Below are 19,836 nucleotides of genomic sequence, written 5' to 3'. Positions count from 1 at the left end.
GGTTCACCCTCGGGAGGAAGAGGTACGGGTCCGCCCGCCGAGACCGGCGAGCACAAGAAGCAGGGCCCATGTGACGAGCAGGCTGAGCACGGACACGGCGACGGACAGCTGGGCCTGGGAGCCGCCGACGCTGTAGATCCACACGGCGAACGGCTGGAAGCCGAGCAACTGGGCCACGGTGAACTCGCCGAGCACCAGCGCGAGCGTGAGGAACGAGGCGTTCAGCAGCGCCCCGCGCAGATTGGGCAGCACGGCCCGCACCAGCGCCTGCGGCCAGGCGGCCCCGCAGCTGCGGGCGGCCTCGACGAGGGTGCGTACGTCCATGGCGCGCAGCCCGGAGTCCAGCGCCCGGTACACGAACGGCAACGCCATCACGACGTAGGCGAGGACGAGCACGACCGGGAAGCTCGGGTTCTGGACGGCCACGAACGTCTCGAACAGCGGGGTGCGCGACAGATAGTCGGGACCCCACTTCAGCACCGTGGCGATCCCGGCGACGAACGCGATCGGCGGCACGACCAGCGGCAGCGAGCACACCACCTCCACCACCGGCCGCAGCCGGGGGGCGCCGAGCCTGAGCGCCACCATGGCCGGCACCATCAGCAGGAGGACCACGGCGATGGTGGCGACCGCCAGTTCCAGCGAGAGGAGCAGGCTGGAGCTGAAGCCGTCGGTGGAGACGATCTGGCTGTAGGCGTCGAAGGTGACGCCCTGGCCCGGCACGTCGACGGTGAAGACCACGGACGCGGCGAGCGGGACCAGGAAGTACAGGGCGGCGAGGCCGAGGACGACCCACCGCCACGGGTTCAGGCGTCGAGCCATCGCGCGCTCCGTCGTTGCAGGGGCAGGTACACGGCCATGACCAGGCCCGCGACCAGGACCATGTCGAGGCTGAGGGCGAGCGCCACGTTCTCCTGGCCGACCAGCACGTTGCCGGAGATGGCGTCGGCGATCTGCAGGGTGACCAGCGGGACCGAACTGCCCACCATGGCCGCGGCGGTGGCGTACGCGGCGAAGGCGCTGCCGAAGAGCAGGACGAACCCGCCGAGCAGCGAGGGCAGCAGCACGGGCAGGGCGACGTGCCGCCAGTACTGCACGGCGGTGGCCCCGTTGTTCTGCGCGGCCTCGTGCCACTGCGAGCGCAGGCCTTCCAGGGCCGGGGTGATGGTGAGGACCATCAGCGGGATCAGGAAGTACAGGTAGACGATGACCAGGCCCCAGAAGCTGTAGAGATCCCAGCCCTTGTCCGCGAGGCCCAAGTGCCTTGTCAGTACACCGGCGTTGCCGAGCGTGGCGACGAAGGCGAAGGCCAGCGGGATGCCGCCGAAGTTGGCGAGCACACCGGACGCGGTGAGCGCGGCCTCGCGCAGCACCCGGAACCGGGAGGTCACGACGACCTGCGCGAGCGGCAGCCCGAGGACGGTGCCGAGGCCGGCGGAGACCGCGGACAGCTTGACGCTGCCGAGCAGGGCGGTCAGATACGCGCCGTGCAGTGAGGTGGTCAGATTCTCCGTGCTGTACGAAGTGGCGCCCGTGGCCTGGTTCTTGACCGTGAAGGCGCCGTTCAGCATGGCGATCGCCGGGACTCCGAAGGCGATCGCGGTGAAGACCAGCAGCGGGACGACGGCGAGCCAGCCGGGGGCACGGCGCCGCCGCTTCACCGAAGTGACCGGCGGCGCCATGTCCACGCCCGTGAGGGTGGCCGTCATCCGGAGACGGCCTTCGCCCAGCCCTGCGCGATGACCGTCTTGGCCTTGCTCTGCTGGGCCTCGGTCGGGAAGGACGGCGTACCGGAGACCTTCGGAAGCTTGGCGGCCGCGGTCTTGTCGAGCGTGCCGGCCTTCTCCATCGCGGTCATCAGGGCCGGACGGGCGTATCCCTTGAGCCAGATGTTCTGGCCCTCCGTGCTGTACAGGTACTCCTGCCACAGCCGGGCGGCCGCCGGGTGCGGGGCGTCCTTGTTGATGGCCTGGGAGTAGTACTGGGAGAACTTGCCGTCCGACGGCACCGACACCTTCCAGTCCACGCCCTTGGACTTGAACTCGTCGGCGTAACCGGCGTTCAGGTAGTCCCAGTCGATGCTGATCGGCGTCTCGCCCTTCTCGACGGTCGCCGGAGTCGACTCGACGGGCGTGTAGTTGCCGTTCTTCTTCAGCTTCGCGAAGAAGTCCAGGCCGGGCTGGATGTCGTCGAAGGAACCGCCGCTCGCGAGCGCGGCCGCGTACACACCGCCGAAGGCCGAACCCGACTTGGTGGGGTTGCCGTTGAGCGCGACCTGGCCCTTGTACTGCGGCTTGAGCAGATCCGCGAACGTCGTCGGGCAGGTCTTCACGCGCTTGGCGTCGCAGCCGATGGAGATGTAGCCGCCGTAGTCGTTGTACCAGCGGGCCTGCGGGTCCTTCTGCCCGCTGGGAATGTCGTTGTACGAGGCCACCTTGTACGGCGCGAGCAGTCCCTGCTGGGCGGCGCTGAGCGCGAAGGAGCTGCCGAGGTCGAGGACGTCCGGGGTGCGGCTCTGGCCCTTGCGGGACGTCACCGCGTTGATCTCGTCCTGGCTGGAGCCGTCCGGGTTCTCCACCGTGATCTTGATGCCGTACTTCTTGGTGAAACCGTCGATCAGGGCGCCGTAGTTGGCCCAGTCGCGGGGCAGCGCGATGGCGTGCAGCGTGCCTTCCTTCTTGGCGGCCTTCACCAGGGCGTCGAGCCCGCCGAAGTCGGCTGCGGAGGTGGCGGTGGCGGCGTTCTTGCCGTCGGCGGTCGTCGACGCGTTGTCGGGAGCGGCGCCGCAGGCACTCAGGGCGAGTGCGGCGACGACGGCGAGGGAGCCGGTCAGGGCGGCTGTTCTCGGCAGGGACACGGTGACTCCAGAAGGGGGCGCAGGGACGCACAAGACTGAGAACTTGTCTGAACAAGTTGGCCTCAGTAATGCTGTCTGCGGTGACGCGTTCGTAAACAGTGGCGAAATTGTGACCTCCCAATCCCTGCACAGTTCGGGGAAAGCGCAGTCATCCGCCGGTCTCGATTAGGGTGGTCACGCTGTGCACAGCTGCCGACTCGGAGGGAAACATTGCCGACGCGACACGAGGAGATCGCCGACGCACTGCGGCGGGCGATCGACCGCGAGGAGTACGCGGTCGGCGGCAGACTGCCCTCCGAGACCGAACTCGCCGCCCACTACGGCGTCTCGCGCGGCACCGTCCGCCAGGCCGTCGCGGCCCTGACGGCCGAAGGTCTCATCGGCTCCCGCCAGGGCGCCCGCCGCGTCGTCCTGGCCAGCCGCCGCAGCCAGAGCTTCGCGGAACTGCGCAGCTTCGCCCAGTGGGCCCACGCCATGGGCCGTCAGGCCAGCGGGCAGGTCATGGCGCAGGAGTACCACCCGGCCACCGCACAGGACGCGGTCCGCCTCCAACTCCGCGAAGGAACACCGGTGTTGCACGTCCTGCGGGTCCGCGGCCTGGACGGCGAACCGGTCCTGCTGGAGCGCACCGTCTACGCCGACTGGATCTCACCCGCCGTAGAGGCGATCGCCCCGGACGCCCCGTCCGTCACCCAGCTGCTGTTCGACAGCACAGGCCTGGTCTTCGCCTACGGCGAGCACATCATCGACGCGGTCGCGGCCGGCGCCCAGGACGCCGACCTCCTCGGCATCCGCCGCACCAGCCCCCTGCTGCGAGTCCGCCGCGTCACCACCACCCGTGAAGGACGCCCGGTGGAGTGGTCGGACGACCGCTACCGCTCGGACGCGGTGAGCTTCAGCGTGCACAACTCGATCGACAACAACGCGCTGGCCCGCAAGACGGCGGAATGAGGCATCAGGACAGCGTGGGGGAGGGTTCGCTGCCGGTGACGCGCAGGAGGTCCAGCTTGCCCGCGTCGCCGGTGCCCGCTGCCGCCGTGTAGGTGACCACGCGCAGATCCGCGCCCGGGACGATCAGGACATCACAGTCGAGGAGGATGTCGCCGACCTCCGGATGCACGACGGTCTTGCGGTCGGTGGTGTGCTGGGCGGCTGTCGCGGTGGCCCAGAGGTGGGCGAAGGCCGGGGAGGCTGCCCGCAAGTCCTGTACGAGGTGCGCGAGTTGGGCGTCGGCGGGGTAGCGGGACGCGGCGTGCCGGAGGTCGGCGACGATCGATGCGGCGAAGGTTTCGCCGCCGCGCTCGGAGTGGAAGGGACGCACCGCGGCGTGCGCGGGCCCGTCGCCGAAGACGGCGCGGGCGAGGTTGCGTTCGGAGACGGGCAAGGTGGTGGGATCGCCTTGCAGGGCGCTCCACATGGCGTTCCACCACACCAGACTCCAGTCGGCGGCGAACACCCCGATCGGGACATCTCCCAGGCGTGCGGTGAGTCGTTGGATGCCCGGCGGCACATGTGCGCTGATCGTCCGGTCCTGCGGCGGCAGCAGCCCGGCGCTCCGGTACAGCTCGTCGCGCTCGGCCCGGGACAGCTGCAGGGCCCGTGCGAGGGCACCGACGACCTGGGCCGAGGGATGGCGGGCCCGCCCTTGCTCCAGACGCAGGACGTAGTCGACGGAGAGACCGGCGAGCTGAGCAAGCTCCTCACGACGCAGCCCCGGCGCCCGCCGGCCGACCCCCACGGGGTAACCGGCGTCAGCGGGGGAGAGGCGGTCGCGCCAGGCATGCAGGAGCGAGCCGAAATCCGATCGGGAGGCAGCCATACGGCCATTGTCGCCGCCCGCGGCGGCAGCAGCCTGGGTACTGCCGGTCCTACCGATACGGACGGCACTGGTTGGCGGACGCAGCAGCGGTGAGCGTGGGTGATGCCCCGCCCGAGGCGCTCACCGAACGACCAGCGAAGGAGCCATTCATGCCGTCCACGATCGTGATGACGGGCGCCGGCCGGGGAATCGGCCGTGTCGCAGCGGAGCGCATCCTGCGCGAGTCAGCGGACATCCACCTCCTCGTCGTGGCCCGCGGCTCCTCCGGCGCCCGGCTCGCCACCGAACTCGGTACAGGCGGACACACGGTCTCGTACGTCACGGCAGACCTCTGCTCACTCCAGAGCGTCCGGTCGGCGGCCGACGAGATCCGCGAACGCCTCGAAAACGACCAACTCCCGCCGCTGCGCGGCTTCGTGGGCAACGCCGGCATCCAGTACACGAACGCGCTCACTGAGAGCCCCGAAGGCTTCGAGTCCACCTTCGCCGTCAACGTACTCGCCAACCACCTGTTCATCCGCCGCCTGGAGGCCCACTTCATCCACCCCGCCCGCATCGTGATCACCGTCAGCGACACCCACTTCGGCGACTTCAGGCACAACCTGGGCATGGTCCCGGGCCCCGCCTGGAACACCCCTGACACCCTCGCCCGCCCGGCCGCCTTCCCCGACCCGCACACCACGACCGCCGGCCGCACCGCCTACTCGACAAGCAAACTGGCCGCCATCCACCTCGTCCACGAGTACGCCCGCCGCCTGCCGACCGGCATCGACGTCATCGCCTACAACCCCGGCTTCGTCCCCGGCACCGACCTCGCCCGCAACGCGGACCCCGTCTCCCGGTTCGCCATGCGCCGCATCCTGCCGGCGCTGACCCTCACTCCCTTCGCCACCAGCCGTACGGCGGCGGGTGGCCACCTCGCCGACCTCGTCGTCGGCACGACCACCGCACCGACCGGCTCCTACGTCGACCGCGCACACGTGGCCCGCTCCTCCGCGGAGTCCTACGACCCCCGACGCGAACGCGAACTCTGGGACGCCGCCGAAAGGTTGACCGCCGCGCACACCGCCTGATCGCCGGTCTCGGACAGGCCGTCGGCGATACCTGCGCACGCCTGGCAAGCCCGGCAAGGCCATCCCCGCCCGTTTGCCCTCGGTCTTGGGCCGTCAGCTGTGGGCGGGGGCCTTTGAGGCCGGGTGGGCGAGGCTGGTCGCCAATGTGCTGCACGCCAGCCGGATCACGATGCGAAGCTCCTCCTCCGGCGTGCCGGCCCGGCTCAGTACGGCGAGCGACTGGTTGACGGCGACGACGTACAGGGCGAGCTCGTCGAGCACGCGAGGGTCGGCCGGGGCGCCGTCCAGAGCCCCGCGCACCCGTCCGCGCTGGGCGTCGACCAGGGCGCGCACGTGTGCGCCGTTCGCCTCCTTCAGCGTCGGTGACTGGGCGGCGGACTGGGCGATGAGGCAGCCGTCCGGAACCGTGGGATCGGCGATGCGGGCCAAGGTGGCGTCGAAGAAGGCCCCTACGGCGCGCACCGGGTCGTCGGGGTGTGCCGCGAGCGCCTCCTCGTGCCGCGCGCCGTAGATCGAGGCGTAGCGGTCGAGGCACTGGCGGAAGAGTGCGTCCTTGTTGCCGAAGGCGCCGTACAGCGACCCGCGGCCGAGGCCGGTGGCAGAGCCGAGGGCGTCGAGCGAGGCCCCTGCGTATCCGTGCTGCCAGAACACGTGCATGGACCGGTCCAGGGCTGTCGTGACATCGAACTGCTTTCGGCCGGACATTTCGCTGACCTCTCGTTCCGCGGTGCCGTCGAGAGTCTACCCGCTTGTTGGATCGATCGGTCCAAGTATTTTTGACCGATCGATCCAAGATGGTTAGCGTGGTGATCCGTCGCTCCCACGGAAAGAGGATGATGGTGAGTCCGTCTCCAGCCGGTCCGTCCGTCCCCGAAGGCCGGGGTTCCGTCTCCCGTGCGCCGCACCTCCCGGACGGCTTCACCCGCACTTTCACAAGTCGCTACGTCGACACAGGAGATGTCCGCCTGCACGCCGTCACCGGCGGGGAAGGACCGGCGCTGCTGCTCCTCGCAGGCTGGCCCCAGACCTGGTACGCCTGGCGCCTCGTAATGCCGGGGCTGGCCCGGCACTTCCGGGTCGTCGCCATGGATTCACGGGGCATGGGGCTGTCCGACAAGCCCCTCGAGGGTTACGACACCGGCACGCTCGCCGGCGACGCGGTGGCGTTGATGGCCGAACTCGGGCACGAGCGGTTCTCGGTGGCCGGGCACGACGTGGGCATGTGGGTCGGCTACGCCCTGGCGGTCGACCACCCGGACCGCGTCGACCGTCTCGCGGTCGCCGAGGCCGCCATCCCGGGACTGTCCCCGTCGACCCCGCTGCTCGGTACCGCCGAGGCGAACGAGAAACTCTGGCACTTCGCCTTCAATCGGCTCCCCGAGCTCAATGAACAGCTGGTCAGGGGCCGTGAACACCTCTACTTCGGCGGGCAGTTCGCCAGCAAGGCCGCGAAACCGCTGCCCGACCACGCGGTCCGGCACTACGTCGACACCCTCGCCGAGGACCCGGCCGCCCTGCGGTCGAGCTTCGCGTTCTACCGTGCGCTCGACGTGACCATCCCGCAGAACGAGCGGCGCCGGACGCGGCGGCTGGATCTGCCCGTCCTGGCGATCGGGGGAGGAGAGAACCTGGGCGAGCGGGTCGGTGCGACGATGCGGCTCGCCGCCGACGACGTGCAGAGCCTGGTCATTCCCGGCTGCGGACACTACCCGGCCGAGGAGACCCCCGACGAGATGCTGACCGCCTTGATGGCGTTCCTGACGCGGTCACCGTAAGCACGCGCCGCACGCCCGCGAAGTGAGCCGCCGCGGTCACAGCCTCAACGAACGCCCCCGTCCGGGCGGGCCAAGAGATCCGTGACGTGTTGGCGCACCACGTCCCAACCCGCGGAGTACAGCGTGCCGATGGCCGTATCACGAAGGCCGTCGATCGCCTCTTCGGTCCCGGTGCCACAGGGAGCGCTGCCGGCGAGTACGTCGTAGCCGTCGCGCACGGCGACATACAGGCGGCTGAGGCCGTCGTCGTCGGTGTGCACCGCGGCGGCGACGACGAACGGCGGCGGTCCGCCCGCCTCGGCGGGCAGCTTGCGGTAGCTGCTGGTGACCGGTTCACGCCAGTGGAGGCTGAGCAGGAGGTGGTGTTTGGCCAGGACTTCGGCGAGATCGGTCTCGTAGACCCGTTCCCGGTCGAGAACCGTCGCCCGAGCGTCCAGCACAAGCGCGGCCGGCAGCAGGCAGCGCAGCGTGCTGCCGACCAGGTTGCCGCCCACGGTGGCCGTGCGGCGTACGGCTCCGGTACCCACCGTGGCGGCCGCCCGGTGGAGGACCTCGGGCACGCGTTCGTCGATCCGGTTCAGCACCACGGCGGAGCCCAGCGCCCCGGGCGCGATCACATTGGCCTCCGGCAGGTTGCGCAACGACATGGCCCGCTCGGGGAATCCGTCGTTCTGCCAGCCGGCCCAGACCAGCGTCGCCCCGCCGACGGGCACCGCTCCCTCGGCGATGCATTCCTGCGCTTCGGACACGGACTCGGGCAGACGTAGCAGCACAGGAGCCGACCTGCTTTCTCGACGAGTTGGAGCTGAAGTGCACGGTGTCCCGGTCGAGGGACAGCCGACATGGCGCATTTTCCCCACGCGCGTGGAGGCGCGTACAGGGCTCACTGATCTACTACGTGCGCCCCCTCCGCTGCCGTCGCCTCGGACCTTCGGGGGAGGATGGGGGTTCCGGATTGGAGAGGTGCCACACTCGTGAGGAACGGTGGGGACGTGCAGCGGAACGAGTCCGCGCTGATCGTGCGGCACGCGCCGCCCGACGGCGTGGGTGCGGCGATCATGACTCTGCACGGCGGCCGCGAGCTCAGCCGTCGGACGGCGCGTCCCTGGCAACTGGCCGCGCTCCGTATGCACCCGGTTCTGCGGGCCGCCGCGTCTGCCTCACCTCCGGACACCCTGCTCGGGCAGGTCCGCTACCGGCACCGGGGCTGGAACAGCGCTGATCCCGCACATGACGCCCTGCGGGCGCTCGACGAACTTCAGCGGCTGGCGGGAGCAGTGCCCACTGTCCTCGTAGGGCACTCGATGGGAGCCAGGGCGGCCTTGCGGGCCGCTTCGCACCCGCTGGTGAGCGGCGTGCTGGCGCTCGCGCCGTGGTGTCCGCCGGAGGATTCGGCCGGCCACCTCGGTGGTGTGAGGCTGGTGGTCCTGCACGGTGACCGCGACCGCGTGACACCGCCCGCCGAATCGGCGGACTACGTGCACAGGGCCCGGGAGGCCGGGGCCCGGGCAGGCATGGTCCTGGTCAGGGGCGGAGACCATGCGATGCTCCGCCGCAGAGGCGAGTGGCATCGCGCCACGGCCGAGATCGTCGCTCACATACTGCAACCGGATCCGGGTACGGAGGGGCTGGCCGCCGAGGCCTGCGCGGCAAAGGACGCGATCCGCCTCTAGCCGGGCCGGAAGAGCGCCGTGCGGGCGGACGCACCCGAGTCGCGGCCCTGCCCGTCTCGTGCGAGCCTGAAGTGATGATCAGGTGACCGCCTTGCGCCTGCCTGTTCAGGGGGCACGGACGGGTGGCCGCCGGGCGGGGACGCTCGAAAGGGGCTGGCCCCATGATTCCTGTCACCGCGTCGCCTGTGCGTATCGAAGCGTTTCTCGATCCTCGGCTGTCCAGATGGCTGTGGCTGGTGAAGTGGCTCCTCGCCGTCCCGCACTACATCGTGCTGTTCTTCTTGTGGATTGCGTTCGTCTTCGTGACCGTCGTCGCGTTCTTCGCCATCCTGTTCACCGGCCGCTATCCCCGATCCCTCTTCGACTTCAGTGTCGGCGTGATCCGCTGGAACTGGCGTGTCAGCTACTACGCCCACACCGCGCTCGGCACCGACCGGTACCCGCCGTTCACTCTCGCCGAAGTGCCCGACTACCCGGCGCATTTCGACGTCGCCTACCCCGAGCGACTCTCCCGCGGCCTTGTCCTGGTGAAGTGGTGGCTGTTGGTGATCCCGCAGTACATCGTCGTCGGGATCTTCGTCGGTGGCTGGGGAGACGGGGACAGCTGGCGCGGCGTCGGTCTGGTTCCCTTCCTCTCCCTGGTCGCTGTGGTCATCCTGGCGTTCACCGCCCGTTACCCGGTGCACCTCTTCGACCTCCTGCTGGGCCTGGCCCGCTGGGTCGCAAGGGTGGCTGCTTATGCGGCGCTGATGACCGATGAGTACCCGCCGTTCCGCCTCGACCTGGGCGGGCAGGACTCCCCGCCGGCAATGACTCCGACGGGCGGTTCCGATCGGTAGTTCGGGAGTGCCGTGCCGGGCGCCGGGCGGGTTTCGCTCATGTCGCCGTGGGTCATCCGTGCGAGACGGTCAGCCCGTAGAACGCGACGCGTGCACCCTTCGTGGTGCTGTCCGAGGACGACTGGTTGTAGGAACCGGCCTTGAAGTACTGCTTGTACGGAAAGAACGAGGACGGTATCGCGTAGTGCGTGGTGCTGCCGTTGACGGTCAGGTCGATGGTGCGGCCGCCGGACACCGCGATCGTGTAACTCCAGGTCTTGCCGACGGAGACGTGCCCCACGGGGTGCAGGGTCTGACCGCCCGCGGGTGAGTCCTCCGTGCCGAGCACGATGTCGCCGCCGGCCCGGTAGTACAGCTCCACCAGGGGCTTGGTGGACGAGCCGCCGGATCCGAGGTGGATCTGGCCCACGCACACGTTCGAGGTCACGGACACCACGCGCAAGGTGGCGTCGAGCCGGTGACTGCCGCTCAGGGACCAGTCGGCGGCGCTGCCGTTGCGGTTCATCTCCCGCAGTTCGGAGCGGGCGTACTTGGAGTTGGGGGTGGTGACGCCCTTCTCGGGTGCCCAGAAGGTCATCGCACCGTCGCGGGTGTCCGTGTAGAAGTACGAGTCCTGGTAGCCGTTCGCTCCCTGGAGCCGGGAGGAGGGGATGGTGGTCGGTGAGCCGGGGGAGCCGACCGGCTCCTGCAACTGCCATACGGACAGGTCGAAGTTGCCGCCGGGTGCCACCTGCGGGTCGGCGGCGGTGGCGTTCCCGCCGCTGAGGACGGTCAGCGCGCCGACGAGGCCCGCGACGACGGCGGAGGGGAGGGCGTGGGGGCGAGTCATGTGGGGGGTCCTTCGCTCAGGAGGGGTTCCAGAGTTCATGTGGTTGAACGATGGGCGTCCTTGTGAACCCTTGTGTCGCGTGAACCTAAAGGTCTGAACCATTCGCGTCAAGGGGGGCGTCGGACTCCGGCGCGGTCACCAGCCGTGGGTGAGCAGGTCGCTCAGGCGAGTGCCCTGCCCCCAACGCCTGAGCGAGGAGCCGTCGAGCAGCCAGGTCTTGCCCTGACGACGTGCCCAACGGATGTCACGGTCTCTGAAAGTACCGCGGTGCACGACCAGTTGAAGATGCTGCGCACTGCTCCTGCCGTGCAGGTGAGGGTGCGGAAGGTCCTCGTCGGGGAGAGGCTCGGCGACCGGCCGGAAGGCCACGTCGAGCCGGCGGCCGCTGCGGTCCCGGGCGCACAGACGCGGCCGGTCCGGTGCGGGCAGCAGCCGTACCCGCCAGCCGTCCCGGCGCAGCATCCGGGCCACCGCCAACGCGAGTCCCTGCGTGTCGAGTTCGAGCAGTTCGCCGGGACTGTAGTACCCAAGACGGCGGCGGGCCGCCGGGCGTCGGCGCCGAACTCCGATCGCGACGAGGCAGACCAGGAGCGCAACTCCCCCGAGAGGAACGCCGATCCCGAGTGCGCGATATCCCGCGGCGAGCAGGGCGACCAGGGAGCACGCCGCTGCAACCACTCCGGTGAGCGCCGGTAGGACGTCGCGAAAACCGGGACCGCAGCGCCCCTGTGCTCGCAGGGATGCCACAGTGCGCCTGCGCAGTGTTCGGCGTGACGGTAAGGGGCTGGAGGTCCACCATCGTCGCGCCACAGTGCCGGCCCCCCCAACGCAGTCAGCCTCGACCTACGCGCAGGGATACCCAGTGCGCGCGGGAGAGGCTGACCGCGGGGAAGGGATCCGGCCACTCACGCTCTCGGCAGGAACGGTCAGCACGCCCCCTCGTCCTGCCAGGGACCCCAGTCGGAGGCGGCCGGCGCCTCGTTCTGGGTCCACCACTTGGCCTTCCAGTTGTGGTTGTTGTACGAGGCCTCGTCACCGGCGGTGTAGACCGCGCTCGAACTCCAGGCGGTCTTGCACCCGTTGGGTGTCGGCGTGGGTGTGGGCGTCGGTGTCGGCGTGGGAGTCGAGGAGGGAGGTGTGGCACCCGCGAACTTCACCGAGTACTTCGCGAAGTCCCAGGAGTTCTGCGCCACGCTGGAGCAAGTGCCGGAGGTGCGCCCGCCGTTGTCGACCGGGCTGCACTGACGGTCCCGGTTGAGGGACCAGAAGGTGAAGCGGTCCATGTTGTGGCTGGTGGCGTAGTCCAGCACGGTCTGGAAGTCGGCCTGCGTGAACATCTCGCCGGTGTCGCTGCGCCCGTTCATCCCGGAGAAGCCCTCATGGGCGTAGGCAGTCGCCTGGTCCCAACCGAACGTCGACTGGAGGATGGCGTTGAAGTTGGTGAGCGCACTCGTCTGCGAGGCCGCGCCGTTGAAACCGCCGTCGAACGGCATGATGGAGAAGTTGTTCGGGGTGAAACCCTGCGACTTCGCCTCCAGCAGCATCTGCTTGCCGAACCAACCGGTGCCGTCGGCCGTACCGGCCGTCGTGACGGACACGTACAGGCCCGGGTTGTTCTGCTGGAGTATCTTCGCGGCGCCGATCTCGTTCTTGATCGCCGCGGTGTTCTCGTACTCCGGCTCCTCGAGGTCGAAATCGATCGCGTGGAGGCCGTACTTGGTGATGACCTGCTGGTACGCGGCCGCCGTGGCCGCCGCGTCCGAGCATGCCTGGCCGAGCTTCGTGCCCCCGTACCCGCCGATGGAGACCGACACATCGCCGCCCTTGCCGCGGATGGTGTCGATGACGGACTGGACGGCGGTGTCCGAGGAGACGGGGGCGGTGCCGCCCCAAGTGGGCGAGCAGCCGCCGCCGTTGGGGGCGAGGACGAAGGCGAGCTGGAAGGCCTTGAGGCCCGTGGCGTCCATGATGGCGCCCGGGTCCGGCGGGTCGTTGTCCAGCGGCATCAGATAGGGGGCTGCCGCATACCAGCGGTTGCTGAGCGCGGCGGTCGCGCCCGAGGCGTTGCCTGCTATGAGGGCTGTGGTGCCCGCGGCGGCGAGTCCGACGGCGGCGGCTGCGCCCAGACATGCACGAAGACGTCTCACGGTGTGCCTCCGGTGGGGGTGGGGGAGTGCCCCAGCGTCCTGCCGTACCGGTGACCGCGTCCACGGTCTGGACTAGACCAAACAGCTTCTTGGTCTAGACCATGCAATTCCTTTGCCGTGCGTTATGGCGGATGTACGGTATTTCATGATCAGGGCAGTAGGTCCAGCAGCGTTGAGGAGCCCGTGTGAACTACTACGACCTCGGCAGCCACGGCCGACGCGTGACGACGTCGTCCTCCGACGCCCAGCTGTGGTTCGACCGTGGACTGAACTGGACCTACGCCTTCAACCACGAGGAGGCCGTGCGCTGTTTCGAGTCCGCAGCCGCGGCGGACCCCGGCTGCGCGATGGCCGACTGGGGCGTGGCCTACGCACTGGGCCCCAACTACAACAAGCCCTGGGAGTTCTTCGACGAGCATGAGCTGGCGCGCACGGTGGAGCGCACGCACGCGGCCGTCGAGCGCGCCCACGCGAAGGCGGCCGGCGCCACCGCGGTCGAGCAGGCCCTCATCGGCGCACTGCGCGCCCGTTATCCGCAGGACCGGGCCCCGGCCGTCGAGGACTGTTCCGTGTGGAACACCGCGTATGCCGACAGCATGCGAGCCGTCCATCGACTGGCCTCCGACGACCTCGACGTGGCCACCCTGTACGCCGACGCCCTGATGAACCTCACCCCCTGGCAGCTGTGGGACATCCGCACCGGCGAGCCGGCCGCAGGATCACGCACCACCGAGGCCAGGGCAGTGCTCGAGCGGGTGATCGCCACGGAGGCGGGCGCACGGCACCCGGGCCTGCTCCACATGTACATCCACCTGATGGAGATGTCCCCGACCCCCGAGGTCGCCCTGCCGGCCGGTGACCGGCTGCGCGGTCTGATGCCGGACGCGGGACATCTGCAGCACATGCCGTCCCATCTGGAAGTGCTCTGCGGCGACTACCGCCGTGTCGTCTCCGACAACACCGTGGCGATCGAAGCCGACGAGAAGTTCCACGCCAGGGCCGGGGCGATGAACTTCTACACCCTGTACCGCTGTCACAACCTCCACTTCAAGATCTACGGCGCGATGTTCCTCGGTCGCTTCCAGGACGCGATGGACACGGTCCACCGGCTCGAAGTGGCCGTGCCCGAGGAGCTGTTGCGTGTGCAGAGCCCGCCCATGGCGGACTGGCTGGAGGGTTTCCTCGCCATGCGGGTGCACGTGCTCATCCGATTCGGCCGCTGGGGCGACATCCTCGGCCTTCCGATGCCCGCCGACCCGCGGCTGTACTGCGTGAGCACGGCGATGCTGCACTACGCGCGCTCAGTCGCGTTCTCCGCCACGGGCCGCACGGACGAGGCCGACGCCGAGCGCGCACTCTTCCGCGCCGCGGTCGCCCAAGTCCCGGAGACCCGGATGCTGTTCAACAACACCTGCGCGGACATCCTCGCGATCGCCGCGGCCATGCTGGACGGGGAGCTGGACTACCGCAGGGGCCGGCACGAAGCGGCGTTCGCGGCACTGCGCCGGTCGATCGAACTGGACGACTCACTTCCGTACGACGAGCCGTGGGGGTGGATGCAGCCCACCCGGCACGCGTACGGCGCACTGCTCCTCGAACAGGGCCTGGTCGCGGAGGCCGAGGCCGTCTACCGGGCCGACCTCGGCCTCGACGACACCCTGCCGCGCGCCCAGCAGCACCCGGCCAACGTCTGGGCCCTGCACGGCTTCCACGAGTGCCTCGTCCGGCTCGGCAAGGAGGGCGAGGCACGGATCGTCGCCCAGCAGCTGAAGATCGCCACGGCGACGGCGGACGTACCGATCGAGGCGTCCTGCTACTGCCGGCTGGAGACCGTTTCGGGTTCCGCGACCCGGGACGATTGCTGTGCGGGGGAGGACTGAGCGGCGTGGAGCGCTCTCCTTCGCGTGCCACTCGGACGACGTAATCCCCCCAACTCGGCAACTTCCCACAGGCGTTCACGCACCTGGCGCTGATCGGGGCGGGAGGCGAGCCCCTCTGGTCGTCCGGCAGGTCCTATTCCTTCTCCTTCATCAGGACGATGTCGAAGGTCGTCGAGGTCCAACTGCCTTTCGGGCGACGGCCGTCCGGTGCCGGTGTGCCTGCCAGGTGACGTTCGAAGGGGCGGATGAGCGACTCCTTCACGCCGAACACCGAGTCGCCGGCCAGCAAGGGGTCGCCCGCGACGAAGATGTGCGTGATCAGCGGGTGGAAACCGGGCGCCGTCACCTTGAAGTGGAGGTGCGGTGCCCGCATCGGGGAGCGGCCGGCGTGGTGCAGGAGCCGCCCGACGGGGCCGTCGTCGGGGATCGGATACGGCGTCGGGGTGAGCCCCCAGAACCGGTAGCCGCCCTCGGCATCGGTGAACAGGTGCGCGCGGCCGGCCAGGGCACCGTCGTCGTACTGGACGTCGTACATCCCGTCGTCGTCGGCCTCCCACACCTCGACACGTGCCCCAGCGACCGGCTTCCCCTCGGTGTCCGTGACCCGGCCGGCGACCCATGACGGTTCGCCGGTCGCGCCGCCCGCGATGTCGCCGCCGGGTTCGATCTCGGGTGAGTCCTGGACGAAGAAGGGGCCGAGGACCGTGGACTCCGTCGACTCTTCGAGGCCCGGTTCGTTCACCGCGACGGTGAGCATGGAGATGCCGAGGACGTCCGAGAGGAGGACGAACTCCTGGCGGGTGTCGGTGGTGATGTGACCGGCCGCGGTGAGGAACCCGATCGCCGCGCCCCATTCGTCGTCGGTGAGCCTCGTCTCGCGTACGAACGCGTGGGCGTGCCGGACGAGCGCCTGCATGACCTCGCGGAAGCGGTCGTCCTTCGCGGAGTCGAAGCTCGCGACGACCTTGTCGGTCAGTTCCTGTTCAGTCATCGGTGGGCCCTCCAGTGGGAAGGGGGACTGGTACCGGCGTGTCACCGCGCCATGCGCGCCCCAGCAGCTCGCGCATCTCGTCGCGGGTCACCCGGCGCGGGTTGGTGTCCGGCACCTGTGCCACGACCAGGTCGGCGGCTCGGTCGAGTTCCTCCTCGGCGAGCCCCAACTCCCGCAGTGAACACGGGGGTTCGAGGCTCGCGTAGAGGTCGAGCAGTGCGCCGAAGGGATCCGTCGGTGAGTCGAGCGCCGCACCGAGGTGGCGTGCCGCCCCGGGCGCCGCGGGCAGGTTGAGGCCGACCACGTGGGGCAGGACCACCGAGTGCAGGGCGGCGTGTTCGAGGTCGTACGCACCGCCGAGGACGTGGCACACCTTGTGGTGCAGCCCGGAGCCGGCCCCGGCGAAGGCGACCGCCCCGAGGTAGGTGCCGAAGAGGATCTCGCGGCGGGCCGCGACGTCCTGGCCGTCGGCGACGATGCGCGGCAGCGCCGAGGCCAGCGACCGGACGCCCTCGACGGCCAGCGCGGAGCTGATCGGATTGCGCCGTGGCGCCCACCACGCGTCGACGCAGTGGGCGAGCGCGTTGAGCCCCGATGTCACCGACAGGCGCGTCGGCAGCGACAGCATCAGCGTGGCGTCGTACACGACGACCCGGGGGAGCACCTTCGGGTCGACGCCGGTGCGCTTGTGGCCGTCCTCGGTCAGGCCCCAGACGGGGGTCGCCTCGGAGCCGGCGTAGGTCGTGGGGACGGCGAGGATCGGCAGCCCGGTGGTGAGCGCCGCCGCTTTGGCGGTGCCCGTCGTCGATCCGCCGCCGACGCTCAGCAGCAGGTCGGCGTCGTGCTCGCGGGCGGCCGCCCGCACGGCCTCGGCCATTTCGGCCGGCACATGCGGACGGACGCTACCGAAGACCGCCACGACGGGGACGTCCTTGCAGAGGTCCTCGGCCAGGGCCCGCTCCCCGTCGGCCGCGATCACCAGGACCCGGCTCGCGCCGAGCCCGGTGACCTCGGCCGCCACGTCCTGGCGGGCGGTACCCGAGCCGAAGACGACCCGCTGCCCCCAGGACTCGTAGACGACCTGCGTCATGCGGTCACCGCTCGCAGGCGAGGTACGGAGCCCGCCGCGATCGCCCCGACGAGGGCCGGTACGGCGAAGGCGTAGAAGGCCCACTCGATGTCGGCACCCGAGCTGAGGACGAACGCGCCCAGGGACGGTCCGACGATCGCACCGAAGCGGCCGATCGACAGGGCCCACGCGAGGCCGTTGCCGCGCAATGCGTCCGGGTAGCGCGTCACGATGAACGCGTTGCCGAGGATCTGCGAGCCGATGAACCCGAATCCGCTGATGAACATGAGCACGAACATGACGGGCGTCGGCGGGCGGGTGCTCATCGCGAGCAGGCTCAGGGTGCCGACCAGGAACGCGACGACCACCACGCGCTTGGCGCCCAGCGCGTCCGCGACCCGGCCGCCGACGATGGCACCGACCCCGACGCCCAGCCACATGGCCGCCGTCTGCAGCAGCGCCGAGCCGAGGGAGAAGCCCGCGGCCTGCATGATGCTGGGCAGCCAGGTGCTGATGCCGAAGACGAGGAGCAGTCCGCAGAAGGACATGGCCCAGAAGAGCACCGTCGAGACCGCGAACCCGCCCGTCAGCAGCGAGCCGATGCCGAGCATGCGGCCCGGGTCCGATGTCGGCGACGCGTCCGACGCGCCGAGGCCCAGCCGCTCCTCGACCACGCGCGCTTCGGCGGTCCGGCCCGTACGGCTGAGGTGGAAGGGGCTCTCCGGGAGCCGCAGCACGAGCGGTACGGCCAGGAACACGGGGAGCACGCCGATCACGTACAGCCAGCGGTACGAGACGTCCGGCAGCAGGGCGGTGCCGAGCAGCGGGGAGAGCAGGGCGCCGGCCGCGTAACCGCTCATGATCAGCGCGACGTTGCGGCTGCGGCGGCCGGGCTCGCTGAGGTCGGCGACGTACGCGTTGATCGTCGGCAGTACGACGCCGAGGCCGAGGCCGACCACGAGGCGTCCGGCTCCGAAGGACGGGACGCCACCGGCGAACGTACAGGCCACCATCCCGAGCGAGAACACGGTGGTGCCGACGAGCAGAAGCTTGCGCGGGCCGGTGCGGTGGACGAGCGCCCCCGCGAGGGCCGCGCCGATCAGCATCCCGATGCCGACGAGCGAGCCGATGGTGCCGGCCTCCGCCTTGTCGATGCCGAGCGAGGGATCGCCGAGGATCGCGGGCACGGTGACGCCGTACACGGCGAGGTCGTAGCCCTCGAGGGACGCGACGACCCAGGCGGCGAGCAGCATGAACGTGCTCGGGGAGATTCTGCTGACCTGCGGACGTATCGCGGTCCGAGCGGACTGCGTGGACTGCGTGGACTCAGTGGTCATGGCCGGATCCCTTCTCCGACTGTGGCAGGAGCCTGCACCGGCTCGACTGCTGTGGCAAGTGTGGTGAGAAGTGCCGGGATGTCCGAGAGGACTCCCGCGGTGCCGAGGATGTAGAAGTCGGGCCGCCACAAAACGGCTGCGCGGCCGGTCTCGTCGAACCAGCGCCCGTAGACGCCGCCGACATCGGTGAGCCCCTCCGTGGTGAGGCGGCGGTCGGTGAGGTGGTGGACGGCCACGCCGAGTCCGGCGGCGAGCTCGGTGGTCGTGGGGTCGAGAGAGGCGCCCTCGCGGCCGTCCACGAGGAGGACGAATCCGTGGCCCAGGACCTCGTCGAAGAGTCCCTCGGTGCCCTGCGACTCCACCCGGCCGTGCGGCATCAGATGGCCTGCCTGCGGGGACCCGTCGTGCAGGCCCGGTCCGAGGCCGGGGAAGCGCATCTTGTCGGGCCGCCCGTCCGCCTCGCGCTGGGCGATCAACCGCGCGTCGCGCTCGGCGGCGGCCACCGGGTCGCGCATCGTCTGGACGCGGCCGAGCTCGATGCCCTTGGCGATGATGGCCCGCACATGCGGCTCGCGTTCGCTCTGGTAGGTGTCGAGGAGCGCGTCGTCGGCACCCCGCAGCACGGCGTCCAGCTTGAACGCGAAGTTCTGGGCGTCCCGGATGCCCGAGCACATGCCCTGCCCGAGGAAGGGCGGCATCTGGTGGGCCGCGTCCCCGGCGAGCAGGATCCGGCCGGTGCGCCAGCGTTCCGCGACGAGCGAGCGGAAGGTGTACGTGGCGACGCGGACCAGCTCGGCCTGGCCGCGGTCGAGGTAGCCGGCGACCCGCGCCCACACCCGCTCCGGGTCCCGCTCGACGGGGAAGTCCTCCTCGGAGTCGAGCATGAAGCTGAACCGGTGGTGTTCGGGGCCCAGCGAGATGATCGAGATCGGCTGCTCGGGGTCGCAGACCTGGCGGGCCTTCGGGACGTCCGAGGGGCCGGTCAGACGGAAGTCGCAGACCATCCACGGCTCGGAGAACCCGTAGTCCTCCTGCCCGATGCCGAGCCGGCCGCGGGTGAAGCTGTTGCCGCCGTCGCAGGCGACGACGTACCGGGCGGATACGGCGGTGTCGCTGCCCTCGACCTGGATGTCCACGCCGTGGTGCGTGCTGTGCAGGTCGGTGACCCGCGCGTCCATGCGGATCTCGACGTTCCCGAGACCGCGGACCAGGCCGTCGAGGGCGTCCTCCAGGTAGGGCTGGTACATCATGTACCACTCCGCCCAGCCCTGGCCGCCGACGGCCGCGAAGTCGTGCTCGATGAGGAGCTCGCCCGCACGGTTGCGCCACTCGTAGTTCCGCTGGACGTGCAGGGTGGGCAGCAGAGCGCGGGAGATGCCGAGGCCGTCGAAGGTCCGCATCGTCTCGTCGTCGAAGATGGCGGCGCGCGGAAGGTTGTAGAGGGTCGGGTAGCGCTCCAGGACGACCACGTCGTGGCCCGCCTGCCCGAGCAGCGCCGCGGTGACCATGCCCACGGGCCCGTACCCGATGACGGCTACGTCGTACAC

The 19,836-nt window shown here is 70.1% G+C and carries 19 protein-coding genes; 6 read left to right on the top strand and 13 right to left on the bottom strand.

What is annotated here, in order from left to right:
- Positions 1-3 precede the first annotated feature (3 nt).
- Genes OG303_RS04560 through OG303_RS04550 form a run of 3 tightly spaced genes read right to left on the bottom strand, consistent with a single transcriptional unit; the run spans position 4 to position 2,851 of the window.
- Positions 4-822, bottom strand: a complete 819-nt coding sequence (locus OG303_RS04560; protein WP_405864969.1) for an ABC transporter permease — start codon at positions 820-822, stop codon at positions 4-6.
- A complete protein-coding gene (locus OG303_RS04555) occupies positions 807-1,709 on the bottom strand; it encodes an ABC transporter permease (protein ID WP_405864967.1) in 903 nt (300 codons plus the stop codon). The genes OG303_RS04560 and OG303_RS04555 overlap by 16 nt, the downstream gene beginning before the upstream one ends.
- Positions 1,706-2,851, bottom strand: a complete 1,146-nt coding sequence (locus OG303_RS04550; protein WP_405877075.1) for an ABC transporter substrate-binding protein — start codon at positions 2,849-2,851, stop codon at positions 1,706-1,708. The genes OG303_RS04555 and OG303_RS04550 overlap by 4 nt, the downstream gene beginning before the upstream one ends.
- Before the next feature lie 216 nt (positions 2,852-3,067).
- Between OG303_RS04550 and OG303_RS04545 the strand changes: the two genes are divergently transcribed.
- Entirely contained in the window at positions 3,068-3,808 is a 741-nt protein-coding gene (locus OG303_RS04545; protein ID WP_405864965.1) for a GntR family transcriptional regulator, read from the top strand.
- A 4-nt stretch (positions 3,809-3,812) separates the two neighbouring features.
- Here OG303_RS04545 and OG303_RS04540 read toward each other — a convergent pair whose 3' ends face one another.
- Positions 3,813-4,676, bottom strand: coding sequence for a helix-turn-helix transcriptional regulator (locus tag OG303_RS04540; protein WP_405864963.1), 864 nt, complete (start codon positions 4,674-4,676; stop codon positions 3,813-3,815).
- 149 nt (positions 4,677-4,825) lie between these two features.
- On the opposite strand from OG303_RS04540, the gene OG303_RS04535 reads away from it, so the two are divergent.
- Positions 4,826-5,749, top strand: coding sequence for an SDR family NAD(P)-dependent oxidoreductase (locus OG303_RS04535; RefSeq protein ID WP_405864961.1), 924 nt, complete (start codon positions 4,826-4,828; stop codon positions 5,747-5,749).
- Between the two features lie 93 nt (positions 5,750-5,842).
- Here OG303_RS04535 and OG303_RS04530 read toward each other — a convergent pair whose 3' ends face one another.
- Positions 5,843-6,454, bottom strand: a complete 612-nt coding sequence (locus OG303_RS04530; protein WP_405864959.1) for a TetR/AcrR family transcriptional regulator — start codon at positions 6,452-6,454, stop codon at positions 5,843-5,845.
- 134 nt (positions 6,455-6,588) lie between these two features.
- Here OG303_RS04530 and OG303_RS04525 point away from each other — a divergent pair, with 134 nt between their 5' ends.
- Positions 6,589-7,524, top strand: coding sequence for an alpha/beta fold hydrolase (locus OG303_RS04525; protein ID WP_405864957.1), 936 nt, complete (start codon positions 6,589-6,591; stop codon positions 7,522-7,524).
- Positions 7,525-7,568: 44 nt separating this feature from the next.
- On the opposite strand, the gene OG303_RS04520 is transcribed toward OG303_RS04525, so the two are convergent.
- A complete protein-coding gene (locus OG303_RS04520) occupies positions 7,569-8,297 on the bottom strand; it encodes an FAD binding domain-containing protein (RefSeq protein WP_405864955.1) in 729 nt (242 codons plus the stop codon).
- A gap of 219 nt (positions 8,298-8,516) precedes the next feature.
- Here OG303_RS04520 and OG303_RS04515 point away from each other — a divergent pair, with 219 nt between their 5' ends.
- Together OG303_RS04515 and OG303_RS04510 are read left to right on the top strand one after the other, a co-directional pair.
- Positions 8,517-9,197 carry an alpha/beta family hydrolase gene (locus OG303_RS04515; RefSeq protein WP_405864953.1) on the top strand — a complete coding sequence of 227 codons (681 nt, stop codon included), beginning with the start codon at positions 8,517-8,519 and terminating at the stop codon, positions 9,195-9,197.
- Positions 9,198-9,358: 161 nt separating this feature from the next.
- A complete protein-coding gene (locus tag OG303_RS04510) occupies positions 9,359-10,036 on the top strand; it encodes a DUF4389 domain-containing protein (protein ID WP_405864951.1) in 678 nt (225 codons plus the stop codon).
- A 52-nt stretch (positions 10,037-10,088) separates the two neighbouring features.
- Here the strand turns inward: OG303_RS04510 and OG303_RS04505 are convergent, their stop codons facing one another.
- The 3 genes from OG303_RS04505 to OG303_RS04495 all read right to left on the bottom strand — a co-directional run bounded on the left by OG303_RS04505 (position 10,089) and on the right by OG303_RS04495 (position 13,012).
- Entirely contained in the window at positions 10,089-10,865 is a 777-nt protein-coding gene (locus OG303_RS04505; RefSeq protein WP_405864949.1) for a polysaccharide lyase family 7 protein, read from the bottom strand.
- 135 nt (positions 10,866-11,000) lie between these two features.
- On the bottom strand, positions 11,001-11,543 hold the full coding sequence (locus tag OG303_RS04500; protein ID WP_405864947.1) for a hypothetical protein: 543 nt from the start codon (positions 11,541-11,543) through the stop codon (positions 11,001-11,003).
- Positions 11,544-11,791: 248 nt separating this feature from the next.
- Complete coding sequence (locus OG303_RS04495; RefSeq protein ID WP_405864945.1) at positions 11,792-13,012, bottom strand: carbohydrate-binding protein; 1,221 nt, start codon at positions 13,010-13,012, stop codon at positions 11,792-11,794.
- A 185-nt stretch (positions 13,013-13,197) separates the two neighbouring features.
- On the opposite strand from OG303_RS04495, the gene OG303_RS04490 reads away from it, so the two are divergent.
- A complete protein-coding gene (locus OG303_RS04490; protein ID WP_405864943.1) occupies positions 13,198-14,892 on the top strand; it encodes a hypothetical protein in 1,695 nt (564 codons plus the stop codon).
- A gap of 133 nt (positions 14,893-15,025) precedes the next feature.
- On the opposite strand, the gene OG303_RS04485 is transcribed toward OG303_RS04490, so the two are convergent.
- From OG303_RS04485 to OG303_RS04470, 4 genes are read right to left on the bottom strand one after another with little or no spacing between them, the layout of a single operon-like run.
- Positions 15,026-15,883, bottom strand: a complete 858-nt coding sequence (locus OG303_RS04485) for a dioxygenase (RefSeq protein WP_405864941.1) — start codon at positions 15,881-15,883, stop codon at positions 15,026-15,028.
- Positions 15,876-16,973 (bottom strand): maleylacetate reductase, encoded by a 1,098-nt coding sequence (locus tag OG303_RS04480; RefSeq protein WP_405864939.1) that lies wholly within the window; start codon positions 16,971-16,973, stop codon positions 15,876-15,878. The genes OG303_RS04485 and OG303_RS04480 overlap by 8 nt, the downstream gene beginning before the upstream one ends.
- Positions 16,970-18,289, bottom strand: a complete 1,320-nt coding sequence (locus tag OG303_RS04475; protein WP_405864937.1) for an MFS transporter — start codon at positions 18,287-18,289, stop codon at positions 16,970-16,972. Before OG303_RS04475 ends, OG303_RS04480 begins: the two co-directional genes overlap by 4 nt.
- The gene (locus OG303_RS04470) at positions 18,286-19,836 is read right to left on the bottom strand and encodes a bifunctional 3-(3-hydroxy-phenyl)propionate/3-hydroxycinnamic acid hydroxylase (RefSeq protein ID WP_405864935.1); all 1,551 of its coding nucleotides are present in this window, start codon (positions 19,834-19,836) and stop codon (positions 18,286-18,288) included. The genes OG303_RS04475 and OG303_RS04470 overlap by 4 nt, the downstream gene beginning before the upstream one ends.

This window comes from Streptomyces sp. NBC_00005 (assembly GCF_045160215.1).
Lineage (GTDB): Bacteria > Actinomycetota > Actinomycetes > Streptomycetales > Streptomycetaceae > Streptomyces.
Note: the sequence above shows the minus strand (reverse complement) of the source record. Positions and strands in the feature narration are given on the sequence as shown.